General features: G+C 64.7%; 18 protein-coding genes. 6 read left to right on the forward strand and 12 right to left on the reverse strand.

The features are described 5' to 3' along the window. Window positions 1-151 precede the first annotated feature (151 nt). Together ABB27_RS13235 and bla are read left to right on the forward strand one after the other, a co-directional pair. Window positions 152-2,872: a TonB-dependent receptor plug domain-containing protein gene (locus ABB27_RS13235; protein WP_057629267.1), complete on the forward strand. Its 2,721-nt coding sequence runs from the start codon at window positions 152-154 to the stop codon at window positions 2,870-2,872. Between the two features lie 254 nt (window positions 2,873-3,126). Beyond that, on the forward strand, window positions 3,127-4,158 hold the full coding sequence (gene bla / locus ABB27_RS13240; protein WP_161809655.1) for a class A beta-lactamase: 1,032 nt from the start codon (window positions 3,127-3,129) through the stop codon (window positions 4,156-4,158). A 22-nt stretch (window positions 4,159-4,180) separates the two neighbouring features. Here the strand turns inward: bla and ABB27_RS13245 are convergent, their stop codons facing one another. After that, entirely contained in the window at window positions 4,181-5,275 is a 1,095-nt protein-coding gene (locus ABB27_RS13245) for a helix-turn-helix transcriptional regulator (RefSeq protein WP_057629269.1), read from the reverse strand. A gap of 514 nt (window positions 5,276-5,789) precedes the next feature. Between ABB27_RS13245 and ABB27_RS13250 the strand changes: the two genes are divergently transcribed. Together ABB27_RS13250 and ABB27_RS13255 are read left to right on the forward strand one after the other, a co-directional pair. After that, a complete protein-coding gene (locus ABB27_RS13250; RefSeq protein ID WP_057629270.1) occupies window positions 5,790-7,205 on the forward strand; it encodes a coniferyl aldehyde dehydrogenase in 1,416 nt (471 codons plus the stop codon). 56 nt (window positions 7,206-7,261) lie between these two features. Further along, window positions 7,262-7,648 (forward strand): hypothetical protein, encoded by a 387-nt coding sequence (locus ABB27_RS13255; RefSeq protein ID WP_152984574.1) that lies wholly within the window; start codon window positions 7,262-7,264, stop codon window positions 7,646-7,648. 392 nt (window positions 7,649-8,040) lie between these two features. Here ABB27_RS13255 and ABB27_RS13260 read toward each other — a convergent pair whose 3' ends face one another. From ABB27_RS13260 to ABB27_RS13305, 10 genes are all read right to left on the reverse strand, one after another. Continuing rightward, a complete protein-coding gene (locus tag ABB27_RS13260; RefSeq protein ID WP_057629272.1) occupies window positions 8,041-9,003 on the reverse strand; it encodes a transaldolase in 963 nt (320 codons plus the stop codon). A gap of 13 nt (window positions 9,004-9,016) precedes the next feature. After that, on the reverse strand, window positions 9,017-10,210 hold the full coding sequence (locus tag ABB27_RS13265; protein ID WP_057629273.1) for a CoA transferase: 1,194 nt from the start codon (window positions 10,208-10,210) through the stop codon (window positions 9,017-9,019). A gap of 162 nt (window positions 10,211-10,372) precedes the next feature. Further along, window positions 10,373-12,229, reverse strand: coding sequence for a glycoside hydrolase family 127 protein (locus ABB27_RS13270; RefSeq protein WP_057629274.1), 1,857 nt, complete (start codon window positions 12,227-12,229; stop codon window positions 10,373-10,375). Next, window positions 12,226-14,415, reverse strand: coding sequence for a formylglycine-generating enzyme family protein (locus ABB27_RS13275; protein ID WP_083491306.1), 2,190 nt, complete (start codon window positions 14,413-14,415; stop codon window positions 12,226-12,228). The genes ABB27_RS13270 and ABB27_RS13275 overlap by 4 nt, the downstream gene beginning before the upstream one ends. Window positions 14,416-14,451: 36 nt before the next feature. After that, on the reverse strand, window positions 14,452-15,393 hold the full coding sequence (locus ABB27_RS13280) for a ribokinase (protein ID WP_057629275.1): 942 nt from the start codon (window positions 15,391-15,393) through the stop codon (window positions 14,452-14,454). Continuing rightward, a complete protein-coding gene (locus tag ABB27_RS13285; protein ID WP_057629276.1) occupies window positions 15,390-16,679 on the reverse strand; it encodes a serine hydrolase domain-containing protein in 1,290 nt (429 codons plus the stop codon). Before ABB27_RS13285 ends, ABB27_RS13280 begins: the two co-directional genes overlap by 4 nt. Window positions 16,680-16,944: 265 nt before the next feature. After that, on the reverse strand, window positions 16,945-19,119 hold the full coding sequence (locus tag ABB27_RS13290; protein WP_057629277.1) for a TonB-dependent receptor: 2,175 nt from the start codon (window positions 19,117-19,119) through the stop codon (window positions 16,945-16,947). Between the two features lie 550 nt (window positions 19,120-19,669). Next, window positions 19,670-20,551: a LysR family transcriptional regulator gene (locus ABB27_RS13295; RefSeq protein ID WP_057629278.1), complete on the reverse strand. Its 882-nt coding sequence runs from the start codon at window positions 20,549-20,551 to the stop codon at window positions 19,670-19,672. A 135-nt stretch (window positions 20,552-20,686) separates the two neighbouring features. After that, window positions 20,687-23,095, reverse strand: coding sequence for a sodium:solute symporter family protein (locus ABB27_RS13300; RefSeq protein ID WP_057629279.1), 2,409 nt, complete (start codon window positions 23,093-23,095; stop codon window positions 20,687-20,689). Window positions 23,096-23,147: 52 nt separating this feature from the next. Further along, window positions 23,148-23,999: an HpcH/HpaI aldolase/citrate lyase family protein gene (locus ABB27_RS13305; RefSeq protein ID WP_057629280.1), complete on the reverse strand. Its 852-nt coding sequence runs from the start codon at window positions 23,997-23,999 to the stop codon at window positions 23,148-23,150. A gap of 391 nt (window positions 24,000-24,390) precedes the next feature. Here ABB27_RS13305 and xth point away from each other — a divergent pair, with 391 nt between their 5' ends. Then, window positions 24,391-25,164 carry an exodeoxyribonuclease III gene (gene xth / locus ABB27_RS13310; RefSeq protein ID WP_057629281.1) on the forward strand — a complete coding sequence of 258 codons (774 nt, stop codon included), beginning with the start codon at window positions 24,391-24,393 and terminating at the stop codon, window positions 25,162-25,164. Between the two features lie 56 nt (window positions 25,165-25,220). Here xth and ABB27_RS13315 read toward each other — a convergent pair whose 3' ends face one another. Beyond that, window positions 25,221-25,475 (reverse strand): GlsB/YeaQ/YmgE family stress response membrane protein, encoded by a 255-nt coding sequence (locus ABB27_RS13315; RefSeq protein ID WP_057629282.1) that lies wholly within the window; start codon window positions 25,473-25,475, stop codon window positions 25,221-25,223. Between the two features lie 102 nt (window positions 25,476-25,577). Here ABB27_RS13315 and ABB27_RS13320 point away from each other — a divergent pair, with 102 nt between their 5' ends. Further along, the gene (locus tag ABB27_RS13320; RefSeq protein ID WP_057629283.1) at window positions 25,578-26,168 is read left to right on the forward strand and encodes a 4'-phosphopantetheinyl transferase family protein; all 591 of its coding nucleotides are present in this window, start codon (window positions 25,578-25,580) and stop codon (window positions 26,166-26,168) included. Window positions 26,169-26,402: the final 234 nt, after the last annotated feature.

Genomic DNA, 26,402 nt, shown 5'->3' on the forward strand with positions numbered 1-26,402 from the left:
GCCGGCCTTGCGCCGGCCGTTGTCGTTTGCGCGGCTGGTATGGGGGTTTTCCCTGATGCGGGGCGGGAAGGCTGCTTCCTAAGATGCGGGAGAGGGGAGTACCGCATTGTCAGGTCAGCAGTTCCACTTCCAGCTTTCAGCGAGGAACCGTATGCCGTGCCGCATCGCCAGAACCACCTTGTCCACGGGCATCGCCCTGATCATCGCCGGCAGCCTGCCCAGCGCCTTCGCCCAATCGGCCACGGCCAAGGCGGATGAAGCCACCGACAAGGTGGTGGATATCGGCAGCGTCAATGTCACCGCATCCGGCTCACGCATCGATCGGCCCGGCTTCAACGCGCCGACACCGACGGTGAAGGTCACCCCGGAGGATCTGCAGCTTTCCACCCATACCAATATCGCCGCCGCGCTCAACGACCTGCCGCAGTTCCGTGGCACGGTGTCGCCGCAGACACACACCACCGGCGTGGACGCGGCGCGTGCGCCGGTCGACCTGCGCGGGCTGGGCACCAGCCGCACCCTGGTGCTGCTGGATGGCCGACGTTTTTCCAGTGACAACGACCTGGCCAGCATTCCCTCCATCCTGATCAGCGGCGTGGATGTGGTTACCGGCGGCGCATCGGCGGCCTGGGGCTCGGGCGCGGTCGCCGGTGTGGTCAACGTGCAGTTGGACAGCCAGCTGGTGGGCACCAAGATCGATGTGCAGGGTGGCGTGTCCTCGCGCTCGGACAACCAGAAGCAATACATCTCGGCCGCCACCGGCTTCGAGATCGCGCAGGGCCGTGGCCATGTGGTGATCGGTGGCGAGGCGCTGAACAACGACGGCATTCTGCCCAAGACGTCGCGCCCCTGGCTGGGCCGCACCGCGCAGCTGTCCAACGGCGACGGCACCTATACGATGAAAGGTGACGTGGGCTACGGCAATGCCGCCATCGGTGGTTTGATCACCACCGGCGTGTTGGCCGGGCAGGCTTTCAATCCCGATGGCAGCTTGCGTGCGTTTCCGGGCTATACCGGCGCGTCGCTGATCCAGGGCGGCGAAAGCCCCAGCAATGACGACATCAGCTCACTGATGACGCCGCAGCGCCGTTACAACCTACTGGGTCGGCTGTCGTGGAACCTCACCGACAACACCAGCCTGACCATGGATGTGCGCCACTCGCGTAGTTGGAACCGATTCCCGTGGTTCGGCGACCACAACCGTGGCACCGGCCTGAAGATCGGCGTGGACAATGCCTTCCTGCCGACTGCCGTACGCGATGCGTTGGTGGCTGCCGGTGAGACCAGCTTTGGGCTTGGCCGCTTCAACAGCGACTTCGCCTTTCCCGATATTGATTACGACCGCCGCACCACCCAGTTCACCGTGGCGCTGGATGGTGTGGTTGGCGACAACTGGCGCTGGAGTGGCTATTACAGCCACGGCGACAACCAGTCCGATCTGGCAGCGCCGGGCTTCCTGCTGACCAGCAACTACCGCGACGCGGTGGATGCGGTGATCGATCCGGCCACCGGCAAGGCGGTCTGCCGGGTAACGTTGACCAATCCCAACTCCGGCTGCGTGCCGATCAACCTGATCGGCCATGGCGCGCCTTCCGCCGAGGCGGCGGCCTATGTCACCGGCACGCCCAAACGCATGACCAATACCAAGCTCGACGCGGCCGGGCTGGACCTGCGCGGCGAGCCGTTCTCGCTGCCGGCCGGCGAAGTCTCGGTGGCCGTGGGCCTGGAGGCGCGCAAGGAGCAGATCGAGCAGAAGGTGGGCGCGCAGGATCTGAGCAAGTCCTTCAGCACCTGGAGCTCCTCGCCGATGGCCGGCAGCTTCCAGGTCCGCGAAGCCTTCGCCGAAGTCGCCGCGCCGCTGCTGCGTGACCTGCCGGTACTGCGCGACCTGCAGGTCAACGCGGCCGCACGCTTCAGCGACTACAACAGCTCCGGCGCGATCTGGTCTTGGAAGTACGGCATGACCAATGAGTTCTTCGATGGCTTCCGTGGCCGCTTCACCCGCTCGCGTGATATCCGCTCGGCCAACCTGTCGGAGATGTACACCACCAGCACCACCGGCTGGTCGACCATCAGCGATCCGTTGACCGGCACCTCGATCAGCGCGTTGGTGATCGGCGGCGGCAACCCGCTGCTGGATCCGGAAAAGGCCGACACGCTCACCGCCGGCTTCACCTGGGCGCCTGCCAGTGTGCCGGGCCTGATCATGTCGGTGGATTACTTCGATATCGAGATCAAGGATGTGATCACCCAGGTGTCGGCGCAGGAAACCGTGCTGCGCTGCATTGCCGGCAACCAGGCCATGTGCGGGCGCATCCAGCGTGATGGCAATGGCGAGATCGAGCGGATCAATTCCAACTACGTCAACCTGGCCGAATACCGCACCAACGGCGTTGACCTGGACCTGCTCTACAACCTGCCGGCGGCCAAATTGTTCCCGGCCATGTCGGGCAATTTCCATACCCGGGTGCTGGCCACCTGGACCGACAGCCTCAGCACCTACGATGGCAAGAACACTTTCGAATACGTGACCTCGCAGGGCCTGACCGGCGGCTCCGGTGTACCACGCTGGCGGGCGAACGCCACCTTCGGCTGGCGCGGTGACCGCTATGCTGCACAGGCGCGGGCGCGCTACATCTCGCCTGGCGTCTACAACAACCAGCTGGTTCTGACCAACGGCAACATCCCGTCCTATGTGTACTGGGATGTGGGTGGCAAGGCGCGCTTCGGGTTGTCGGGTGACAACGAGGTGGAGATCTACGCCGACATCAGCAACCTGTTCGACAAGAAGTCACCGCTGGGTGCGGTGGGCTCGCCTTATTACGATGTGGTTGGCCGCTACTTCACGCTGGGCGCGCGGATGCGCTTCTAGGGATGAACCGATTGGCAGGAAGGTTCGGCATAACCGTAGCCCGGGTAAGTGCAGCGCACCCGGGATGAGGGATCTATTGGTCTTTCAGGCCGTCCGCCAACAGCCCCGGGTGCGCTGCGCTTACCCGGGCTACGGGCAGAACGGGCATTGCGCCAAGGGCCCGAATTTCTGGATGAAGCATCATGCAGATCAGTAGGAATAGTAGCTGCCGGCCCGATGTGGACGGTGGCGTTTCGCTTGCAGAGGATTCCAACATGTACCAGCAACACCGTCATCGTTCCCCATCGCGTCCGCGCCTGCGCGCGCTGTTTGCCGCGCCGTTGCTGGCCTGCATGCTGCTGCCGGCGATGGCTGCCAGCAAGCCTGCATCGAGCCAAGGCCTGCAGACCGAGGCGCAACGGCTGGCGGCGCTGCTACCCGGCCAGCTGGGCGCAGCCATCGTGCATCTGGAAAGTGGCCGCAGCGTCTATCTCGATGCGGACCGGCCGTTCCCGATGGCCAGCACGATGAAGGTGCCGGTGGCCGTGCATATCCTCAAACTGGTGGACGAGGGCAAGCTCAGCCTGCAGCAGCAGGTCACGCTCGACGCCGATGATGTCTACCCGGAAATGGGCGGGCCGATGGACCTGCACCTGAGTGCGGGTTCGGCCATCACCGTGCGCGATCTGCTGCACATGATGATCACCGTCAGCGACAACAACGCCACCGATATCCTGATCCGTCTTGGCGGCGGCACCACTGCGGTGAACGCGCGCATGCAGGCCTTGGGTATCACGGGCATGCGCGTGGACCGCTACATCTGGGAACTATTGGCCAATTACCGTGGCAACAGCGGCTCACAGGCGAACCCGCTGGGACCGGCCGCCTATGCCGAGCTGTCGCGCAGCGAGCGCAGTGAAGAACTGCGGCGTGGTCACACCAATGCCTGGAACGAAGATCCGCGTGACACCAGCAGTGCGCTTGCGATGACCACCCTGTTGCAGAAGGTATGGCGTGGCGAAGTGCTGCAGCCGGCTTCGACCAGGTTGCTGCAGGACATCATGCTCGACACCCGCACCGGCACTGCACGCCTGCGCGGCATGCTGCCGAAGGAAACGCCGGTCGCGCACAAGACAGGCACGGTGGGTGATGTAATCAACGACGTGGGTGTGATCACCCTGCCGGGCGGGCATGGCCATGCCATCGTCAGCGTGTTCGTGCAGTCACGTGCCAGCAACGAGGAACGTGATGCGGCGATCGCACAGCTGGCCCGCGCCGCGCACGACTATTTTCTGTTCGTGCCCTGATCGCGCTGGGGTAGGCGTCTGCTCAGCCGCTGGTGCTGAGCAGGCGCACCAGCTGCGCGCGATGGCCGACGTCGAGCTTGCGGTAGATGGTGCTGATCTGGCTTTCGATGGTCTTGCGCGAACGCCGCAGGTGGTTGGCAATTTCGTCATTGCGCATGCCGTCCAGCACCAGCTCGGCTACGCGGGTTTCGGTAGGCGAGAGCTTGCACCACATCGGCCGCGGCAATACCGGAACGGCAGCGATGGGTGGCGGGATCGGCATCAAGCGCAGCAGGAACATCGGGTATAAGCCATCAGCCTGCAGCCGGCCCTGCAGGCTGATCTGCAGTTGTGTGCCGGGCAGTTGCAGCTCGTCCATCAACACATCGCCATCGACAGGCTGGCTGGCTTGAGGCAACCAGGCGCGCAGGGCTGCGACCACCGTATCGGGAAAGCCAACAGGCCTGCTGCCACCACCCAGCCAGTCGGCACACAGCCGCTGCGCCGCGGGTGACAGGCTGATCAGATGCAACTCATGGTCGAGGATGATGTCGGCCTGGCTTTGGCGATCAAGCAGGGCCTGGTAGATGGTGCGTCGTTCGTGCTGCAGCGAGCGCACCCGTTGCAGGCCTGCAGCCATCAGCGGGTGCAGTTCGTCGAGGAATTGCTGGTGTGCGCCGGTGATCTGTTCCTGTCCCGCGTGCATGCGGATGCTCAGCACCGCTTCCAGGCCTTCATCGCGCCAGAACGCCATGTGGATGAACTCGTTCCAGCCCGGTGCCGGATTCTGTGCACGCAGCCGTTGCCGCGCCTGCGCATCGTCCGAGGCCACCTGCGACAGCGTGTACCAGTCGATGCGTGGATTGCGCTGCAGATACGGGGCGGCAACGTCGAGACTGCGCAGTGGCCGCGCGCCACTGGCGGCGCTGCTGCCGAGGTAGTGCAGGCTGCGCTGTGGTTGATAGGCGCCGGTGATGTCGTACATCAGGGTGCAGGAGTGACAGGGCAGGTACTGGTTGAGCAGGTCCACGCAGGCCCGCCACAGCGCATGCAGGTCCAGCGCCCGCAGCAGGTCCCGCTTGGCCTGCACGGGGCAGGCATCGGGGTTCACTGCGATGTCATGTTCACGTCCCACCATGGTGCGGCATGCCCTCGAAATGGATCGCAGCGCCCCTGTCTGCTGCGGTCGCGATGCAGATCTGCCGCGTCATGACGGCAGAAGCTGCACGAACTCTTCTAGCACTCATCGTGCGCGGGCGGCAAGCCGAGTCGCGGCTTCTGCGCGCTTGACGCTGGGATTGGCATTGCTCGACGGATCAGTTGCCTGCGAAGAGCACCCGTCCCCCAACCCTCCCGGCCCGAAGGCACAGCTTTCGGTCGTTCATCAGGCCGCGCGCCAGTGGCGCGCAAGCAGGCCTTCTTCACCCCCTTGCCTGCGGCAAAGGGAGGGGGCAAAAGCGGCGCGCACGGGGGGCTGACAGGTCACGCGCTTCGCTCCCTCCCTTGCGCAACGCGCAGGCGAGGGTTGGGGAGGGGTAGCTCCGCCGTCTTTGCTCCCGACTTTGCGCAGCACATCACGCCCGCCTCGCAAACAATCCTTCACTCATCAACACACACAGGTTTACAGTGGCCGCTGATCTTGGGGAGGCACCATGGATCCACAGACCGATGGTTCAAACGCGCTGCAGCAGCGCCTGACGCAACTGCGTGACGCCTGGCAGCAACACAAACCGGACTACACGCAGCGCCGCGATGACCTGCGTCGCCTGCGTGCGGCGTTCAAGGCGCGCATCCCGGCGATGACCGAGGCCATCGCTGCAGACTTCGGGCACCGTTCCAAACACGAATCGGTGATCGCCGATGGCATGACCGTCACCGGTGAGATCGACCATCTGCTCTCGCATCTGCGTGGCTGGATGCGGCCGGAGCGGATTGGCGTGGGCTGGCGCTTCTGGCCGGCACGGGCGCAGGTGCGGCCGCTGCCGGTGGGTGTGGTCGGGGTGATTTCACCCTGGAACTACCCGGTCAATCTGGCCCTGGTGCCGCTGGCCACCGCGATTGCCGCCGGCAACCATGTGATGCTCAAGCCTTCGGAACATACGCCGAACAGTTCGGCCTTCCTGCAATCGCTGTTGGCGGAGGTGTTTCCCGCTGATCGCGTGGCGGTGGTGCAGGGTGACGCCGGCGTGGCCTCCGTGTTCTCGGGCTTGCCGTTCGACCATCTGGTGTTTACCGGTTCCACCGCGATCGGTCGCAAGGTGATGGCCGCTGCCGCACAGCACCTGACTCCGTTGACGCTGGAACTGGGCGGCAAGTCGCCGGCCTTGATTGCCGCCGACTATCCGCTGGAGGGCGCTGCGGCGCGGCTGGCCACCGGCAAATGGTTCAACGCCGGGCAGACCTGCATCGCGCCGGACTATGTGCTGATCGACGAGGGCCGGATAGATGCGCTGGTTGCCGCGCTGCGTACACAGGTGCAGCAGCGTTATGGCGACTTCAGCGATGCGGGCGATTACAGCCGCATCATCAACGAGGGCCAATACCAGCGCCTGCAGGGCTATGTGGACGATGCGCGCGCGCGTGGCCTGCAGGTGCTGCCCTTGGCCGACATCGATGTGGAGCGCTCGCGGCGCGAGCGCCTGTTCCCGCCGACCTTGATCCTGCAGCCGGGTGATGACGCCACGGTGATGCAGGACGAGATCTTCGGGCCGATCCTGCCGATCCGCAGCTATCGCTCGCTGGATGAGGCCATCGCCACCATCAATGGCCGTGACCGCCCGCTGGCCTTGTATCCCTTCAGCCATGACAAGGCGACGGTGGAGAAGATCGTCGGGCAGACGCTTGCCGGTGGCGTCACCGTCAATGACACCTTGCTGCACTTTGCGATCAACGGCCTGCCGTTTGGTGGCATTGGTGCCAGCGGCATGGGCGCGTATCACGGCAAGGCCGGGTTTGATGCGATGAGCAAGCGTTTGCCGGTGCTATGGCAGACGCGGCGCGCGGGTAGCGACCTGCTGCGTCCGCCGTATTCCAAGGTTGCGCGCTTCATCGAGATGATTTCGCGCTGAAGTCTGTATTCGGATGTTGCAGTTGTATTCCGGTCAATTGCAGAGGAGGAATGATTATGAAAAATGCCTTGGCATTACTGCTTCTTGCATTGCTGATGCTTACATCGGGCTGGGTGCAGGCGAAAGATAAAAGTGAGAATGGCGTTTTTAGACCGACGTTATCAACCAACCCTAAGAGCTACTTGCGAGAGTTTCCTTTGGCCAAGGTTGGTGGCGGAGAAGTCATTCAATATGTGGGGACACCTGATAAAACGTTCTCGTTGGGTGGTTCCGATTTTATTACTTACAACATAGCAACTAGGTCAAATAGTGGAATTATCGAATACACCTTCGAGGTGAAGGATGGGGTCGTCGTTAATGTCACCTATTTGAATTCAGGTAACTTTTTTGGGGTTACCCAGCGCGAGTCCGCTAAAGAGCTTCAGGCCGTCAGTGAAAAATGAATTGGTTTGTATCCGGTACCCGCCTTTTGATTAAAAAGCCGCAACCGGGCCCCGTAGGGCCGGCTGCGGTGACACCGGCACGAGGGAGAGGGAGCCGGGTGTCTAAAAGCCTTGTGAAGCGTGAAGCTCGCAAGAAGCATGCGATCTGAGAGCCCCTCTCCCGCATGCGGGGGGAGAGGGAGCGCTTGCGAACCATTGGTTTGCGCTCACTCGAGCGCCCCTGCGCCAGCGCCGGGGCGCGGAGCGGGGGTTTGGGGTGAGGGCGCTCTTAAAGCACGTGGAGCAAAAGCTTTAGAAGCTTTTAAAGCTCCCCCTCATCCGGCCTTCGGCCACCTTCTCCCGCGCGCGGGGGAAGGGAGGAATCAAGCACTACGTTGATCGGCCGGCTTCGCTCAGCCGCCCAGCTCATTCGCAATCCGCTGACGCAAGGTCTGCAGATCCTTGGCAAACGCTTCGATACCGGTAGCCAGCTTTTCCGTGGCCATCGGATCAACCGCCATATCCGCATCAAACTTCGCTTCATCAATCGCAGCCACGTTCACCGCTTCGGCGGCACCGGCTACCAGCTTCCGCGGCAGTTCGCCGAAATCGGCGTCCAACTTCTCCAGCAGGTCCGGCGAAATCGTCAGACGGTCACAACCGGCCAGCGCTTCAATCTGCGCGGTCGAACGGAACGAGGCGCCCATCACCACCGTGCTGGAGCCGCGACGCTTGAACTCGGCAAACACGCCGCGCACGAACTGCACGCCCGGGTCTTCGTCGATGCTTGCCGGGGTCTGGCCGTTGGCCACGTACCAGTCCAGGATGCGGCCGACGAACGGCGAAATCAGGAAAGCACCGGCTTCCGAGCAGGCCAGGGCCTGGGTCGGGTTGAAGATCAGGGTCAGGTTGCAGTCGATGCCCTCGGCCTGCAGCACGCGGGCGGCTTCCACGCCGGCCCAGGTGGCGGCGATCTTGATCAGCACCTTGTCGCGCGGCACGCCGGCCGCTTCGTACATGGCGATGAACTCGCGCGCCTTGGCAATCGTCGCCTCGGTGTTGTGGGCCTGGTCGGCATCCACTTCGGTGGAAACACGGCCCGGCACCAGCTCGGCCAGCATCGTGCCGACGCCAACGGTCAGGCGGTCAACCACGGCGTTGGCAACAGCCTGCTTTTCACCGGACTGGGCCCGGCCCCACTGCAGCTCGCGCTCGATCAGGCCGGCATAGACCGGCAGGTCGAGGGCTTTCTTCACCAGGGTCGGGTTGGTGGTGCAGTCGACCGGGCGCAGGCGCTTGATGGCGTCGTAATCGCCGGTATCGGCGACGACGACGGACAGTTCACGCAGCTGCGCGAGCTTGGATGCATTGCTCATGATCGGCTCCGGATCAGGCGGGGGTATCGCCATCATCGACGGCGGCGATGACAACGGCGGTGTCCTGGTCGAAGGTCGGCGCAGCGAAAGGCTGCGGGCCGGGGGTGCGACCAAACACGATGGGACGGGTGATGCCGCGGTAGCTGCCCAGCAACGGGTGCGGCAGCGTGGTGATCATCTCCTCGGCCAGCACCTGTGGGTGGTCGAACATGTCTTCGACCTTGCGCGCGGCCGCGCAGGGTACTTCTTCGGCAAACAGGGTTTCCCACTCCAGCGCGCTGCGTGCGGCCAGCGCGGCGTGCAACTTGGCCAGCAGTTCGTCGGAATGTTCGGCGCGCTTGCGCACGGTGTCGTAACGCGGATCGCTACCCATTTCCGGCAGGCCGATCTTGTCGCACAGCGCCTGCCAGAAGCGCGGCGTATTGGCCGAGATATACAGGTGGCCACGTGCGGTCGGGTGGATGCCGGTGACACCGCCCGAGCGCATGTCGCGGCCCACGCCTTCCGGCTCGCCTTCGGCCCAGATCATCCGCGCCGACTGCATGGTCAAGGCGCTGCGCAGCAGCGACACGCCCACATACTGGCCTTCGCCACTGCGTTCGCGTTCAAACAATGCCGAGGACACACCGGCGGCCACCAGCGCGGCGGCGTAGTAGTCCACCACCGAGCCGTACAGTATCTCCGGCGCGCCGCCGGGCTTGCCCTGCATCGCGCACATGCCGGTCATGGTCTGCAGCACCTGGTCGTAGCCGGCCTTGTCCTTGAGTGGACCGCCCTCGCCATAACCGGTGACCGCGCAGTACACCAGGCGCGGGTTGATCTTGTTCAGGCTTTCGAAGTCGATGCCAAGCCGGGCTGGAACGCTGGGGCGGAAGTTGTGCACCAGTACGTCGGCCTCACGCACCAGGCGCATCAGCACCGCGCGTTGGTCGGTTTCCTTCAGATCCAGCACCACGCCACGCTTGGAGCGGTTCACGCCGAGGAAGGCGCGGCTTTCCGCTTCCAGCGTGGACGGGTATTTGCGCAGGTTGTCACCAACCGGCGGCTCCACCTTGATCACTTCGGCGCCCTGGTCGGCCAGCAGGGTGCAGCCGTAGGGGCCGGCGATATAGGCGCTCAGGTCGAGCACGCGCACGCCGCTGAGCGGGCCGCGGGCGCCTTCGCGCTGGGCGATATCGAACGGTGATGGGTTGTGACTTGCTGACATGGGCTGCACTCGAATCCTTGATTGCAGTTTCCTCCCGGTGGCTGGGAAGAAACATATCGTGCGGGTATTTTCAGCGAGGACAAAAAACAGGTATCGCCTTGTCATCGCCTTCATCGTTGCCGCTGTCCGCACCGTGCAGGGTGCCAGACAGCGGCGACAGGTTTACTGCGGCGCCAGTGACAGCCAGCTCAGGCGCCACACGTCATGCTCGCGGCCACCACAGCGGTAATACGGCTCGAACACCAGCGGCGCGCGGCATTCCAGCTGCATTGTCACCGTCGCACCTTCACCGGCGTCTTCGCCCACCTGCAGCCAACGCGCTGGATCACCTGCAGGCAGCTTCACCGTTTCATCGGTCTTGAAGCCGTCGATCAGGCCGGTTGCATAGACCAGCGGGCCGTAGCTCAGGCCGACGTATTCCCAACGCAGCACTTCCTGCGCCACCGGCGAACCATCCGGTGCGCGCGATTCCTGCACGTTGATGTTGGCCGCACGGTGCAGCTGCGGCTGCATCGGCAGCTGCAGGCTGACCAGGTCGCCGGCCTGCCATTGCCGTTGCAGCTGCACGTAGCCATCGGCGCCCACCTGTACCGGCACGGTGACGCCATTGACCTGGATGCGTGCATCTTCGGCCCAGGCCGGGATACGCAGGCCAATGCCGAAGCTGGCGCTGTGCTCGGGGCTGACGCGCAGGCTGATCTCGCCATTGAACGGATAGCGGGTCTGCTGCTGCAGTACCACCGCGCCCGCATCGGTATGGTTGAGTGTCGCTTCGCCGGGGCCGTACAGGTTCACCCGCAGGCCACCATCGGCGGCGATGCCATAGGCGATCTGCGGCAGCTCTTCCACCGCCATCGCGCCGGAGGATTTGCAGCAGCGCCAATAGGTGGTGTGCACGCGCTTGCCGTTGGGGAAGGTGTAGTAACACCAGTCCTCGCCGTTCGGCGCCATCGCTGCCAGCAGGTCGTTGTAGGCGGTGCGTTCCAGCTCGTCGGCATAACGTGCGTGGCCACTGATGGCCAGCAGCTCGCGGTTGAGCTGCATCCACGCCAGTACCGAGCAGGTTTCCACATAGGCCTGCGGGAAGAAGGTGCGCGGTGCGTTGAACACTTCGCGCGAGCGATGTGCAACGCCGCCCCATGGGCCGCCACCCAGGGTCAGGTGCTGCTCGCGGATGTTGTTCCACAGATTGTCGATGGCCAGCTTGTAGTCGGCCTTGCCGGTGGCCTTGTACAGCTTGGCCAGGCCAACCAGGTTCCACGACAGCTGGTAAGCCTTGCCGGTGGCGATGAAGGCCGCGTCTTCGTTGGCGATGCCCTTGTCGAGCAGAGCAAGGCGCGGGTTGGCGTTGGCCTGCTGCAGGATCTTTTCGGCCAGCGCCAGATAACGCGGCTCGCCGGTGACCAGGTACAGGTCGGCGGCCGGGTCCAGCAGCACCGTGGCCGACATGCCGTGGTGGTTGCCCAGCGTGGTGATGTCGATGCCCGACTCCAGCGCCTGCCAGCACAGGTCGGCGATGCGCCGGGCGGCCTGCAGGTAGCTGTCGTCGCCCAGCGCACGCCAGGTTTCGAGGAAGCCGAGGATCAGGTAGCTGTGGGTCCAGATGTCCCAGGTGCGCAGCGCCGGTTCGCCGTTCCAGCTCTCGGGCTTTGGCGGCTGCGGCACGGTGAAGCGGCGGTCGGCGGCGTAGTTGCCGAGATAGCCATCGTCGTCCTGCTGGCTGATCAGCCAATCGGCGACGCGGCGCAGGTTGGCTTCCAGCTCGGGCTGGCCACCTTGCGCCACTGCACGCGCAGTGGCCGACAGCCATTTGCCGGCGTGTTCGCCGTACCAGTCGCCTTCCTGGTTCTGCTGCTTGTGGGCCTGGCCGAAGATGCTGATCGACGGGCTGTGCTCATCGACGATGAAATGGCTCAGGCGGCCGCTGCGGTTGGCCGCCAGCATCTGCCCGAACATGCCGTCGAGCTTTACCGCCGCCGGTGCGATCAACTGCTGGCCGCTGCTGATGGCCGCACTCATGCCGCGTCCACCACGCAGCGGAAGCCAAGCATGCCGCTGCGGTCCTTGGCCGGTGCCATCAGCAGGTATTTGCCGTGCTGGTCCAGGCGATAGGCCTGCGGGAAATACCAGTGCGAGGTCTGCGGCTGGTAGCTGGAGCCGCCACGCAGGATCGCCGCACGGGTGTGCTCGTCGCTGAATTCGTCGGTCCACTGCCACACATTGCCGACCAGATCCTCGACACCGAACGGGCTGGCGCCCTGCGGGTGCGCGTCGACATCGGCCGGCGCCAGCACGCGGCGGCCACGGTTGACCTGCGGCACACGGGCGGCATCCCAGTCGTTGCCCCACGGATAGGTTCGGCCATCGTTGCCCTGGGCGGCGTACTGCCATTCCCATTCGTGAGGCAGGCGCTTGTCGGCCCACGCGGCGTAGGCGCGCGCGTCTTCCAGCGACACCCAGATCACCGGCTTGTTGTCCCAGCCGGTACGCGGTGCGCCATCCACCCAATGGGCGAGGAAGTTGATGTCATCGGCCGGGTGGTAGCTGGTGGCGTCGATGAAGGCCTTGAACTGCGCGTTGGTGACCGGGTGGCGATCGATATGGAACGCCTCCATCTGCATCAGCTTGCGGTGATGGCGACGCGGGCAGTCTTCCCATGGGAACTGCACGTCCTGGCCGGCCCAGTTGAAGCCCTCGATCTCGATGCCGCCAACGGCAAACACGAATTCGCCGGCCGGTATGGTGACCATGCCGGTTGGTGCAGTGGCCTGTGCGGTGGTGGCGGGGATCTCGCGCAGTTGCTGCGGGATCGCCCTCCATGCACCGGAGAAACTATTGAGTGGCTGTTCGGCGCGCTTGGCGGCCTCAATCAGGAAGGCATCCAGACCCTCGACAGCAGCGCCCGGCTGCACGCTCAGCACCGCGCCAAAGCCGCGCGCTTCCATCGGCAGCTCGATGATGGCCAGGCCATCACGCAGCGCCGGCGACAGCTCCACACCGTGCCAGACATCGTAGTAACGGGTGCCGTCCACATGCGGCAGACCGATCTGCTCGCCGTTGACCGCGTATTCGTTGCGGTTGATCAAGGTGTGCAGGCTCAGGCCTTCGACCGGGAACTTGCTGGCGAAGATGCCGCCCTGGTAGCAGACCTGGTACGGCTCCCAGTCCATCGCGACAATCAGTGCCGGGAACTGGCGATAGATCGCGGCGATGCGGCGCAGGGTTTCGCCATCGCGCGCGGTGAACTGGTTCCAGATGCCCCAGATGTTCTCCCAGGCGTTGTAACCGATGCCGTTGAAGAAGCAGTACTGCAGATCGTGGTTGCGGTTTCGCCCCCAGCGGTTCTCGTAATTGACCATGTGGCGCGGCTCCAGCCACTTCCACTTGGACACCGGCGGCACCGGGCCATCGGGTGCCTTCTTGCCCCAGCTCTGCACGTTCCAGATCAGCTGCTCTTCGGAGCTGATGGTGGATTCGGGCTGTACCACCACCGGGTTGCCATTGGCGTCGCAGGCGTCGAAGAACGCGCGCGGCACGCCGTTGAAGGTGTCACCGTTGATGCCGTCGGCGCCGGTGGCCTTGATGATTTCAGCCAGGCCATCCCAATGCGTCACGCCCGGATCGCGGGTGCCGTGATCCCAGGGCTTGGCCGGCAGGAACACGCGCACGCCGCGCTTCTGGAATGCCTTTACCGCAGCGGTCAGACCTTCGAGGCCGCCCGGCAACGTATGCGCCAGGTCGAACTGGTTGCGGTCGTCGATGCCGATGTTCGGGTAGATGTACCAGATCAGGACCGAATCCAGTCCACCGAAGCGTTCGATCAGATCGTCCAGGTACTTGTCGACGGTGTACTGCGCGGTCTCCACGTCGAAGAAATAACGGTCCTCGACCATCATCTGCGCGTGCACGAAGTTGCGCTGCGCCCACTGCAGTTCCGGGCGGCGGTAGTTCACATCGGTATAGCCGATGCGCACCAGGTGTTCCTGGCGCCAGTCCTTCAGCTCGGTCAGCCAATCGGCGGCGCTGGCATTGGCATCGATCATCCAGCTGCCGATATCGGCGAACGGCCACGCCGGTGCCTTGCCCGGGGTGGGCAGGTAGCGGCCGGTGGTGACGTGCGAGAACTTGTACTCGGTATGGATCGCCTCACGCCCGTGATCGGGGGAATCGTTGTCGTAATCGGGTGCGGGGTAGGGCGAAGTCATGGCAGTCATCCAACAAAAACGGGGAGGGCGTAACAGTTACAGCGCGCACCATGCCGCAAGCGCGGCATGGGCGTCGGTGCCGGGCAGGCGGCTGGCATCGGCCAGCAGCGCTTCCACCTCGGCGTGGTCGGGGATACTGGATTGTGCCCCCAATCGCGTGCAGGCCAGTGCCGAAGCGGCGCTGGCGGCAAGCAGCGCCTGCTGCAGCGGCGTGTGCTGCGCCATGCGCGCGATCAGCGTGCCGCAGAAGGTGTCGCCGGCGGCGGTGGTATCCAGCGGCGAAATCGAGAACGCCGGTTGCAGCAGGATCTGGCCATCGATGCGGGCCAGGCAGCCACGCGCACCGAGGGTGACGATCACGCAGGGCACATCCAGCCGGGCCAGGCCGCTGGCCAGATCGGGCGGATTGCCGGCCACCACGGCCAGCTCGCCTTCGTTGACGATCAGCATGTCCAGCAGCGCCAGCAGCTCGGCCGGCAACACCTGCGCCGGTGCGGCATTCAAGGCGACCTTTACCCCGGCCGCACGTGCGGAGGCGGCGTAGGCCTGCACGGTGGCCAGTGGCGACTCCAGCTGCAGCAGCAGCCACTGCACGCCGTCGAGCGGTGGCAGGTGCGTGGGCTGCAAGGCCATGTTGGCACCCGGCGCCACGGTGATCGCGTTCTCGGCATCGTCGGACAGGCAGATGAAGGCGGTGCCGGTAGGCAGCAGTGCATCGCGCACGGTGTGCAGCGTCACCCCGGCATCGTTCAACGAGGCCTCGATCGGCTTGGCGAAATCATCAGCACCCAAGGCCAGCAGCATCTGCGTGGCAGCGCCGCCGGCGCGCGCGCAGGCTACGGCCTGGTTGGCGCCCTTGCCGCCGGGGAAAGTGCGGAATTCGCGGCCGAGCACGGTTTCGCCCGGCGCCGGCACATGCGCCGCACGCACCACGAAATCAAGGTTTGCCGAGCCGGCGACAAGAACGGTGGAGGTCATGGAATGGCCTGGTAAACGAGGTTGTAGAACGGGGTGGCCAGCGACGGCAGGCGTTTGTCGCCTTCGGGCAGGTATTGCAGCAGCACGATGGCGATCAACTGCTCGCTGCGATCCACGGTGAAATAGGTGGACGCCGCACCGGACCAGCCGAACTGGCCCACGCTGCCCAGGCGGCCGCGCAGTGCCGGATCGGTGACCACATAGCCGCCCAGGCCGAAGCCTTCGCCGTCGCTGAAGCCCTTGATGGCGGGCGTGAAGCCACCGAGCTGGTCGCTCATCATCAGCTCCACGGTCTTGCGCGAGAGCAGGCGCGCGCCATTGCTTTCACCGTTGCCCAGCAGCATGCGGGCGAACTTCAGGTAATCGGCGGCGGTCGAATACAGGCCGCCGGCGCCGCTGTCATAGCCTTTCAGGCGCACACCGGGGCTGCGCGCGCTCAGTGTGTCGGCGATGTGCAGTGTGCCATCGGCGGCACTGGTTGGCAGATCGACCACGCGTGCGCGCTGGCCCACAGCCACTTCAAAGCCGGTCTCGCTCATGCCCAGCGGCTGGAAGATGTGCTGCGCCAGGAACTGTGCGAACGGTTGCCCACTGACGATTTCCACCACGCGCGCCAGCAGCTCGGTGTTGCTGCCTTCGTAGTGGAAGTGGGTGCCGGGCGCATCGGCCAGCGGCAGGGTCGCCAGACGTGCGGCGACATCTTCCAGCGAGGTGGCGCTGTCGACGTCGGCGCGGTTCAGCAATGCGGTGGCGACGGCATGCCCGTCCGAATCCGCAGCAAAACCGCTGGTATGGGTGAGCAGGTGGCGCAGGGTGATCGCGCGCGGCGCAGGCGCCAGCAGCGGATATGCGGCATCGCCACCGGTCACTATCTGGCGGTCGGCGAAGGCGGGAATGAAGCGGGACAGCGGGTCATCCAGCGACAGCTTGCCCTGTTCCAGCAGCATCAGGATCGCGGTCGAGGTGACAGGCTTGGTCATCGAGTAGATGCGGAAGATGCTGTCTTCGCGCATCGGCCGGCTGCGGGCGATGTCGGCATGGCCCCACTGGCCGTGGAATTGGGTGCGGCCGTTTACTTCGACCAGCGCGACTGCACCGGGATAGCCGTTGTTGCTGGTGGACTGGGCGAGGAAATTGTCCAGGCGTTGCCAGCGCTCATTGCTGGTGGCGTGGGCGCTGCTGATGCCAACCACGCAGGCACAGGCGGCGAGCAGCAGACGGCGCGTGAAGCGGGAACTCGTGGTGCGATGTGCAGCGCTGGTTGTGTGGGTTGATCTGCGAAACATGGCAAGCCTCCGATTGCAGAAATACGCCTGCATGCAAGGTGCAGCATTAGCCCCTCTCCCCTTGCGGGAGAGGGGTTGGGGAGAGGGGGCTGTGTGCGTGCTGCGCACGCTCCCCTCTTCCGCCCCTTCGGGGCACCTTCTCCCGCAAGGGGAGAAGGGATGGAACCTGGCTCCGGTCAATTCCTTTGCAGCTGGAATTTCCCAAGGCCAGTCCTCAAACCAAACGGCGCCACAGTTGCCTGTGGCGCCGTTTGTCACACATGGATCAGAACTTGAAGGTGTGGGTCAGCGACACCATCCGGCCGCGGCCGGAGAAGTAGTTCTGCCAGCCCGGCAGCTGCGACCAGGTCAACACGTACTGCTTGTCGAACAGGTTCTCAACGCCCAGTGCCAGCTGGCCATAACGGCCGATGTCGTAGTTCACGCTCAGGTCCCACAGCGCATAGCCATAGGTGTTTTCTTCGTTCTTGTAGACGGCATTGGTAGCCGGATCAACGAAGGTCTCACGCAGGTCGCGGCTGAAGGTCTTGCTCACACCCAGCGTTGCGTTGAGGTTGTCGGTCGGGGTCCAGGTCACCGAGGCATTCACCTTGTCCGGCGAGATGTCCAGGATGCCCATTTCCTTCTTCAGGCCCGAGCCCGGGTAGTACTGGGTCTGGCCGCGGATGCGCGAGTACAGGAAGCTGGCCTTCCACTGCTCGTTGAAGGTCCAGGCGCTGTTCAACTCGAAGCCTTCGATCTCGACCGGTGCACGGGTCAGGATGAAGTCGTCGGTGGCCTTGTCGATGGTCAGGGTGGAGCCGAAGTCCGAGGTCGAGCGGTACACGGAGGCACCGATCTGGCCCTGCGCGCCACGCCAGTTGAAGCCGATTTCCTTGTTCTCGGTGATCAGCGGCTGCAGATCGGCGATGCAGGACACCGCCTTGCACGGGCTGCTGGCCTGGATGTTGCGCAGCGGAATGCCGACGTTGGCGATACCGAAGCCTTCGGAGTACGAAGCGAACACCGACCACTGGTCGGTGATGCGCCAGATCGCACCGAAGTTGGGCATGTTGGCCTTGTAGTCCATCTTGCCGCCCTGCACCGGGGTGTGGTCGCGGAAGGCAACGGTGGTGTAGCTGTCGATTTCCAGCTGGCCGTCTTCGCGGCGGATGCCTGCGTCCAGGGTCACCGGGCCGATGTCCCAGCTCAGCTGCGCATACGGCGCGATGCTGGTGTACTTCATCGGCGGCACCCACAGGCGGTTGGTCAGCGCCAGGCGCTGCTCGGCGGTGTCTTCCACCAGGTCCAGGCCGGCACGCAGGCGCAGGCCTTCAACCTTGAACAGCTCGCCGTAGGCATAGCCGAAGCGCAGACCCTTCTTCTCGCTGTTGATTTCCGACTGGTCCCAGATGCGCAGGGCGTCATCGGTCGGGGCCGGCTTGGTCAGCTGGCGGTCGTCGCCGTTCTCCGGCACGTAGCGCATGGCCTGCTCGGCCCAGTACGCGTCAACGCTGAGGTCGCCGCCGAAGAAATCGGCATTGGTGTACTTCACCGCGAACTGTTCGAAATCGTTGAACTCGGCCAGTGCACCGGCGATGGAGCCCTTTTCAGCAGTATTCGTGGTCGGCTTGGTGCAGCCATCATCACCGGCACGGCAGCCTTCCACCGGAATGTAGTTGTGCTTGCCGCCGATGTGGAAGTTGCTGTAGCTGGCCTGGATGCGCTGCATCTGGCCTTCGCCGAAGTTGTAGCCACCCTTCATGAACAGGTTCTTGCTGTACGAATCGGACAGCGAACCGGAGGTGTTCAGGCCAACGCGGCGGCCGTCGCCGTCGTAGGAGATGCCACGGTCGATGTAGGCGCCGCTGATCAGGTAGTCGACCGCATCGCCCTTGAAGGCGTGGGTGACACCGATCTTGGACTGCGCGCTGTCGTCCTTGAACTGGCTGCTGTAACGGGTGGTGACGGTGGTTTCGTGGCCAGCCACGTCCGGGTTCTTGGACAGGTAGTTGATCACGCCACCGGCGCCGCCGATGCCTTCAGCGGCGGACGGGCCGTTGATGACTTCGATGCGGCCGATCACGCCCATGTCGGTGAAGGTGCCGTTGCGGCTGCCTTCGCGAAGCGGCGAACCCTGCGGCACGCCGTCGAACAGGCGCAGCGCGACGCGACCACGCAGGGTCTCACCGGAGTTGCTCATCGCCTGCGAGGATTCGGAATAGCCCGGCACCATGCGTGCGAGCACGGCGGTGGCGTCTTCGGTCAGGTTCAGCGTGCGCTGCACCTGTTCCGGGCTGATCAGGGTGACCGCACCGGGCACCTTGTCGATGGCAACCGGGGTGCGGGTACCGGTGACGATCACCTGGTCCAGCGTGGTGGCGGCGTCCTGTGCAAAGGCCGGGCTCATCGCGCTGGCGAGCAGCGCGGCGCCGATAGCGGCCGTAAGTGGCTTGATCATGTTGTTCTCTCCCCCAGGTTTGAATGTGTGACGCAACCGGACTGGGAGCCGACAACGCCAGAAAACGGTGGGGACTAGCGCCCCTTTGATCCTGTCGTTTACCGGCGTCAGCACCCGCGCAAGCGGGCGCCGGGCGCAGCTCCGACGTTGGGCGAAGCCTAGGCGGCGCCCCGGCGCGATAGAAGCGCACCTGTGTATGTTCAAAGCCTAGGGTTTGTTGCGATTGGCGTTTGAACCGGTCGTGCCGAGCCATGCTCGGCAGAAGCCTTGCGGGGATGTGTCGGGCAGACCGCGTCCCATGTAGGAGCGGCGTAAGCCGCGAAGCCACCGCAAAATCAGGAACGAAAGGGCCAACCCCTCCCCAACCCTCCCCTTTGCGACGCAAAAGGGAGGGAGCGGTAGTGCCGAGCCATGCTCGGCAGAGGCCTTACCGGCAAAGCCCGCCTGTAGTGCCGAGCCATGCTCGGCAAGAGGCCTTACCGGTAATGCCCCAGCCGAGCATGGCTCGGCACATCAGGGAGATCGCCCCTGCCGATCATCGGCATTGCGCTCAATCCGTTGGCTGCAACAGCGCCGTGCGCGCTTCGTCCAGCAGCACATTGACCTGGCGCAGGCGCACCGAGGCGCGTGACCAGACCATGCCGATACGGCGTGGCTCACTGGGCTCGGGCAGGGGAATACGCACCACCGAGATACCTTCCGGCCAGGGTTTGGCCCAGTCCGGCACCAGCGACACGCCCAGGCCGTGGTCCACCATCACCGCAATCGCGTTCAGCGCGTTCAGTTCGAAGCGTTCGCGCGGCACGATGCCGGCCTTGCGCAGGTATTCATCGGCTTGGCGGCCGCCCCATTCGTGGCGGTCGTAGCGGATCAGTGGTTCCTCGCGCAGCAGCTGGTGCGGGTCGGCACCGGCCATGCGTGCCGGCGCCAGTACCACCAGCGGCTCTTCCCGCAGCAGCTGCCAATCGCAGGTCTTGGGCAGCGAGAACGGCGCCTGCAGCACCATTGCAGCGTCCAGGTCGCCCGATTCCACCGCGCCGTACAGGTCGGCCGAATAACCGGGTTTGATGAAGACGTTGATCTCGGGGAACTTGGCCACCATCCGCGCCAGGATGTCCGGCACCAGTCCGCCCAGCGCGGTGGGGCAGGCGCCCAGCCGCAGCTCGCCAGCCATGCCGCTTTCATTGGCGACGCTGCGCAGATCCGCCACGCCACGCAGCAGATCGCGCGCGCGCTGCAGGATGCGCGCACCTTCCTCGGTGACGCTGACGGTGCGCCCGGCGCGGGCGATCAGCGGTGCGCCCAGCTCGCGTTCCAGCGTGCGGATCTGCTGGGCGACGGCGGCCGGGGTGATGTGCAGCAGGCGGGCGGCCGCGGCCATGGAGCCACGGTCGACCACGGTGACAAAGGTATTGAGAAACTGGGTTTCCACGCGATTAGACCTCTCAGCTGCGCGCCAAACTACACCAGCGGGCGCGCCGGCGCGATGCGACCAAGGTCCTCGGCTTTGCCGAATCTGTCTTCACGCCGCTGCGGTTCAGGTCCGCAGCGGCATGCCGGCAGGTTTTCACACTGCGTCCTGCTTGTAGATCGTCAGCCCCTTCAGCGAGCGGTTCGGCGCCGGGAAGAACAGGCTGGCCACATAGCCGATCACGATGCACAGGAAGATCGAGATGGCCAGGTAGAAGTACGGATGGACCAGGCTGAACCACCACGCCACGAAGGTCAGCACGATGCTGGAGGCAACGCCGATCGCCACACCGGCCGAGTTGGCGCGGCGGGTGAACATGCCGAGCGTATAGGCACCGGCAAAGCCGCCACCGAGCAGGCCGGCCAGTTCGATCGACACGTCGAACAACGAGTGGATGTCGTAGCGGGTCATGATCAGCGCCAGGCCAATGGCGGTGAAGCCGACCAGCACCGTGGAGATTTCAGCGAACAGCACGCTCTTGCGCGGGGTCGGGTTCTTGGCCAGGCGCTCGTAGAAGTCGACCGAAATCAGCGTCGCCACGCTGTTCATGATGCTCGACAGCGTCGCCATCGCCGCGGCAAACACACCGGCGATGATCAGGCCGGTGACACCCGGCGGCAGTTCGGCGGCGATGAACAGCGGGAAGGTCGCATCGATCGGCAGCAGCGGGTCAAGGCGCTGCGGGTTGTTCTTGTAGAACACCCACAAGGCGGTGCCGATGCCGTAGAAGATGAAGCCACCCGGGATCATGATCGCGGCGAACGCCCAGATCGAGCGGCCGGCTTCCTTGTCCGACTTGGTGGCCAGGGTGCGCTGCATCAGCACCTGGTCCTTGGGGAAGGTGAGCACCACGTCGAACACGACCAGGAAGATGAAGCCCCACACCGTGGCCTTGGTCAGGTCGAAGCTGAAATCAAACAGCTTGGTCTTGTCTTCCATCGCGGCGGTGGCGACAAATTCGCCAAAGCCGCCCTTCAGCGTCCACACGATGAACAGGATGGCGAAGATGGCACCACCCATCTTCACGATCACCTGCACGAAGTCGGTCCAGATCACCGCCTTCATGCCGCCCATCGCGGTATAGAGGATGGTGAACACGCCCATCATCATGATGCTCCACACCACGCTGATGCCGGTGATGGTGGCGATGGCAAGCGCCGGCAGGAACAGCACCACGCTCATGCGCGCGCCGATCTGCATGACGATGCACAGCGCGCTGGCGAGCATGCGGATGGCCGGGTGGAAGCGGGTTTCCAGATAGGAGAACACGCTCATCAGGTCCAGCCGGCGCAGCAGCGGCACGATCCACACCGCGACGAACATCAGCCCGACCACCGCGATCAGGTTGTTGGTCAGGTACTGCCAGTTGGTCTCGAAGGCCTTGGCCGGAATGGCGATGAAGCTGATCGAACTGGTGTTGGTGGCATAAAGACTCACGCCAGCCGCCCAGAACGGAATGCTGCGGCCACCGACGAAGAAATCGGCGGTGCTGGCGCGCTTTTCGCGGAAGTAGAAGTAGGCGCCCATGCCCAGCATGGCGCCGAGGTAGATGATGATCACCGCCCAGTCCAGCCAGCCCAGCAGGTGCTTGCCGCTCTGCATTTCAAACGTGTGCAGGCTGCCATCGGCATTGGCCCAGACCAGTCCATTGCCCCAGCTGGTACTGGCCAGCGGCGCGCTGGCATCGGTATCGGCCAGATCGGCCCAGGCGCTGGTGATGGTATGGAACGTACGTGCATGGCTGTTGCCGGCTGCGTCGCTTACCTGCATCAACAAGTGGGCCTGGCCGAGTGCGCGCAGCGAACCGGGCACCACGTCGCCACCGACGGCCGACACGGTCTGCCAGCCCTTTTCCAGGTTCCAGCGCAGCAATTGCTGGGCGCCGTTGTTGCCGACCACCACATACAGCGCGCCTTTCTGTGCCTGCATCGCAACCGCTGCTGCAGCGCCCGGCCATACCGGCTGCGGCTGCCACTGCGCGGCATCGGCCGGCTTGCGGTACAGCTGGGTCACGCCACTGTCGTCCACACCGGCCACGAACAGCGCGCCATCCAGTGCACCGGCCTGGGCGTTGGCCAGCGCTGTGGGCAGAGGCAGAGACGCCCCCTTGCCCAGGGTCTCGCCCTTGAGCGTGACCTGCTGCAGGCGATCGCTGTGGCCGGCATCCGCGCCGGTCAGCAGCCAGCTGCTGGCGCCGTTGTGCACGATGCCCTGCACGACGTCATCGCTGATGCCGGTGACCGGAGCCCAGGCCTTGCCATTCTTGCCCAGCAGCCAGGCGCTGTCGGTGGAGCGGGCCAGCAAGCGGCCGTCGATATCCAGCAGCTGCTGTACCGGCTTGGCATCTGGCAGCGCCGGCAGGGTGCCGGTTTTCACTGCGGTCAGGGCGTCATCGGCGAAGGCCGCGCCGCTCAGTGCCAACAAGGTAGTGACGACAAGCAGGCGCAAGCCGAGCGAGAAGCGATGCGACAGCGCGGCGAGCGCAGTGGCCATGGGCGTGGGCATGGATGGAACCCCGGTAATGAACGGCGTGGCGGCGAACCGCCAGGTGGAAAGATCAGGCGCCCAGGGCGCCGGCGAGCAGGGCTTCGGCCCGGCGCAGGTAGGGCACATCGATCATGCGTCCCTCGAACAGGAACGCACCGCGGCCCTGGTCGCTGGCATCACGTGCGGCGGCAACGATACGCCTTGCCTCGTCCAGTTCGGCCTCGGCCACGCTGAAGATCACGTTGGCCTGGCCGATCTGGCGCGGGTGGATGCAGCTTTTGCCGATGAAGCCGAGCTGCTGTGACAGCACCGCTTCGGTGCGGAAGCCCTCGGCATCGGCCACATCCGGCCAGGCACCGTCACAGGCGAACACGCCGGCCTCGGTGGCCGCCATTTTCACCGCGAACAGCACCGCATGCACATTGGCCGGGGTGCGGGCGATGCCATTGGGGGCGAACAGATCGCCCAACCCCAGCTGCAGGCCAGCCACACGCGGATGCGCCGCGGCCAGTTCGGCGGCCAGGCGCAGGCCGCGCGGGGTTTCGATGTTCAGCAGCAGGCCGATCGGGCGGCTGACGCCATTGGCGGCTTCGGCGCGTTCCAGTGCAACGACCACCTGCCGCACCTGCGCGGCCGATTCCACCTTGGGGATGTTCAGCAGCCAAACCCCGGGCAGCGCCATCGCGGCCAGATCGGCGGCGAAGTGTGGGCTGTCAGTGGCATTGGTGCGGACGATCAGCAGCTTGCTGCAGGCCTTTACCTCGGCGCGGCTGAGGAAGCTGGTGAGGTTTTCGCGCGCCGCCTGTTTGCCGGCCTCGGGTACGGAATCCTCCAGATCGAAGGACAGGGCATCGGCCGCACTGGCCAAGGCCTTGTCGAACAGTTCCGGACGTGCGCCGGGCACAAACAGCTTGCTACGCATGGCTTCCCCTCACTTTGAGAGGCAGTCTGCGCGAATCGGAAGGCTGAAAAAGTGTATTCCCCGACATTCACCCGATAGGTTTTGTTGTGGTTTGCGGGGTTTGGCGAGTGAGCCAAAGCACGCCACCAGCCGTCCAAGCGCGCGCCGTCCCTTCCCCCGCCAGCGGGGGAAGGTGCCCGAAGGGCGGAAGGGGGCGCTTTTGACGTTGCTTGAGCTGTTGCCGGCAAGCCGAGGCAGCGGGAAGGGCCAAAGCCACCGCCACAGCCAGGCCCAAAGCCAAAGCACCCCTCCCCAACCCTCCCCTGCGCCTTCGGCGCAAGGGAGGGGGCTGATTGCTGTGGTCTTCAGCTTGGGAGGGGCCTTTGTCGCCAGCCCCGGCTAGAATCCCCTCATGAAAATCGCTTCGTGGAACGTCAATTCGCTCAACGTTCGCCTGCCGCATCTGGAACAGTGGCTGGCCGACTTTGCCCCCGACGTGGTCGGCATCCAGGAAACCAAGTTGGAGGACCACAAGTTCCCCGACACGCGCCTGCTGGAGCTGGGCTACCGCAACGTGTTCGCCGGGCAGAAGACCTATAACGGCGTCGCGCTGCTGTCGCGCCATCCGATCGAAGACGTGCAGATCGGCATCCCCGGTTTCGAGGACGAGCAGAAGCGGGTGATCGCCGGCACCGTCAATGGTGTGCGCATCATCAATCTGTATGTGGTCAACGGCCAGGACGTGGGCACCGACAAGTACGCCTACAAGCTGCGCTGGCTGGAAGCAGTGCACGCCTGGGTGGCGGACGAACTGCAGAAGCATCCGCAGCTGGTGGTGATGGGTGATTTCAACATCGCCCCGGATGACCGCGATGTGCCCGATACCAGCGTCTGGAACGAGAACCACATCCTCACTTCCACCGCCGAGCGCGCTGGCCTGCAGAAGCTGCTGGACCTGGGCCTGCACGATGCCTTCCGCCTGCACAACGACGAAGCCGGCATCTTCAGCTGGTGGGATTACCGGGCTGCCGGTTTCCGCCGCAATCTGGGCCTGCGCATCGACCTGACCCTGGTTTCCGATGCGCTCAAGCCGCGCGCTGTCGCCTCCGGCATCGACCGTGAGCCGCGCACCTGGGAACGCCCCAGCGATCACGCCCCGGCCTGGGTGCAATTGGCGCAGGCCTGAAACAACAAGGCCCGGCTGTCGCCAGTCGGGCCTTGGTCGAATCGGCGCCAGAACGTCTAACGCACGCTTTTGCGTGTGAACAGATTGACGATGGCCAGCAGTACCACCGCGCCGACCAGTGACAACAGGAAGGAGCGCAGCGTGATCGCGCCATTGATGCTGCCGCCGCTGAAGAAAAAGCCGGCGATCATGGCCCCGATGATGCCCACCACGATGTTCAGGATGATGCCCTGCTGCGCATCGCGGCGCATGATGATGCTGGCCAGCCAACCCACGACGCCACCAATAATCAACCAGATGATGATGCCCATGCGCGAACCTCCCTGCCAAGAAGCACCCCGTAAGGTGCGGTGGCGACAGTCAACGCGCAGGGGCGTTAAGAACGTGTTTGTCTGTGCCAAAGCGTGTGAAGCATGAGCCAGGCGGAGCGTTCCTGGCAGTTTGGTCCGGTGACGGTCTGGCTGTTGCCGCATACCGCCGGCGCCCGCGGCGAGCCACAGGCGCGGGAGCTGCTGGCCGGTGTTTTCGAGACCACGCCGGAGGCCTTGCCACTGACCCGCGATGAGCGCAGCCGCCCCTGGTTGATCGGCGAGCTGGCGCATTACGGCACCGGCTGGAGCCATAGCGGCGGCCATCTGCTGGTGGCGCTGGGCGAGGGCGCGCGGCTGGGCGTGGATCTGGAGCGGCAGCGCCCGCGCCGGCAGATGCGCGAGGTGATCCGGCGCTTTTTCCACCCTGAGGAGATCGCCTGGCTGGATGGCCTGGATGATGCCGGCTGTGAGCACTGGTTTTTCCGCGTGTGGTGCGCCAAGGAGGCGCTGCTCAAGGCGCACGGGCATGGCATTTCGTTCGGGCTGGAGAAGCTGCGCTTTGCGCCCGATGCAGAAGGCGCGTTGCAGCTGGTGTGGTGCGATCCGGGCCTGGGCGACGCGTCGCGCTGGCATCTATATGAGTGGCAGGCGACGGAAGATTTCCGCGCCGCACTGGCGTGGTACCCGCTGTAGCTTTCGCCCCCTCCCTTTGGCGTAGCCAAGGGGAGGGTTGGGGAGGGGTGATCTGCGCGATCAATGCTCAGCTGACTTATCGCAAGCTTACCGGCGCACACCGCTCCCACAAAAGCAGTCACGTTCCGCGGGGTCGTTGGCAGCGTCCAGCGCTGCTCGCCAGGGGGCTACCCCGGGCACCATCAGACTGGGTGTCGCAGGGCGACTCGAGGATAGGTCAGCACCCACATGCAC

Origin of the sequence: Stenotrophomonas terrae (genome assembly GCF_001431465.1) — a bacterium.
Lineage (GTDB): Bacteria > Pseudomonadota > Gammaproteobacteria > Xanthomonadales > Xanthomonadaceae > Stenotrophomonas > Stenotrophomonas terrae.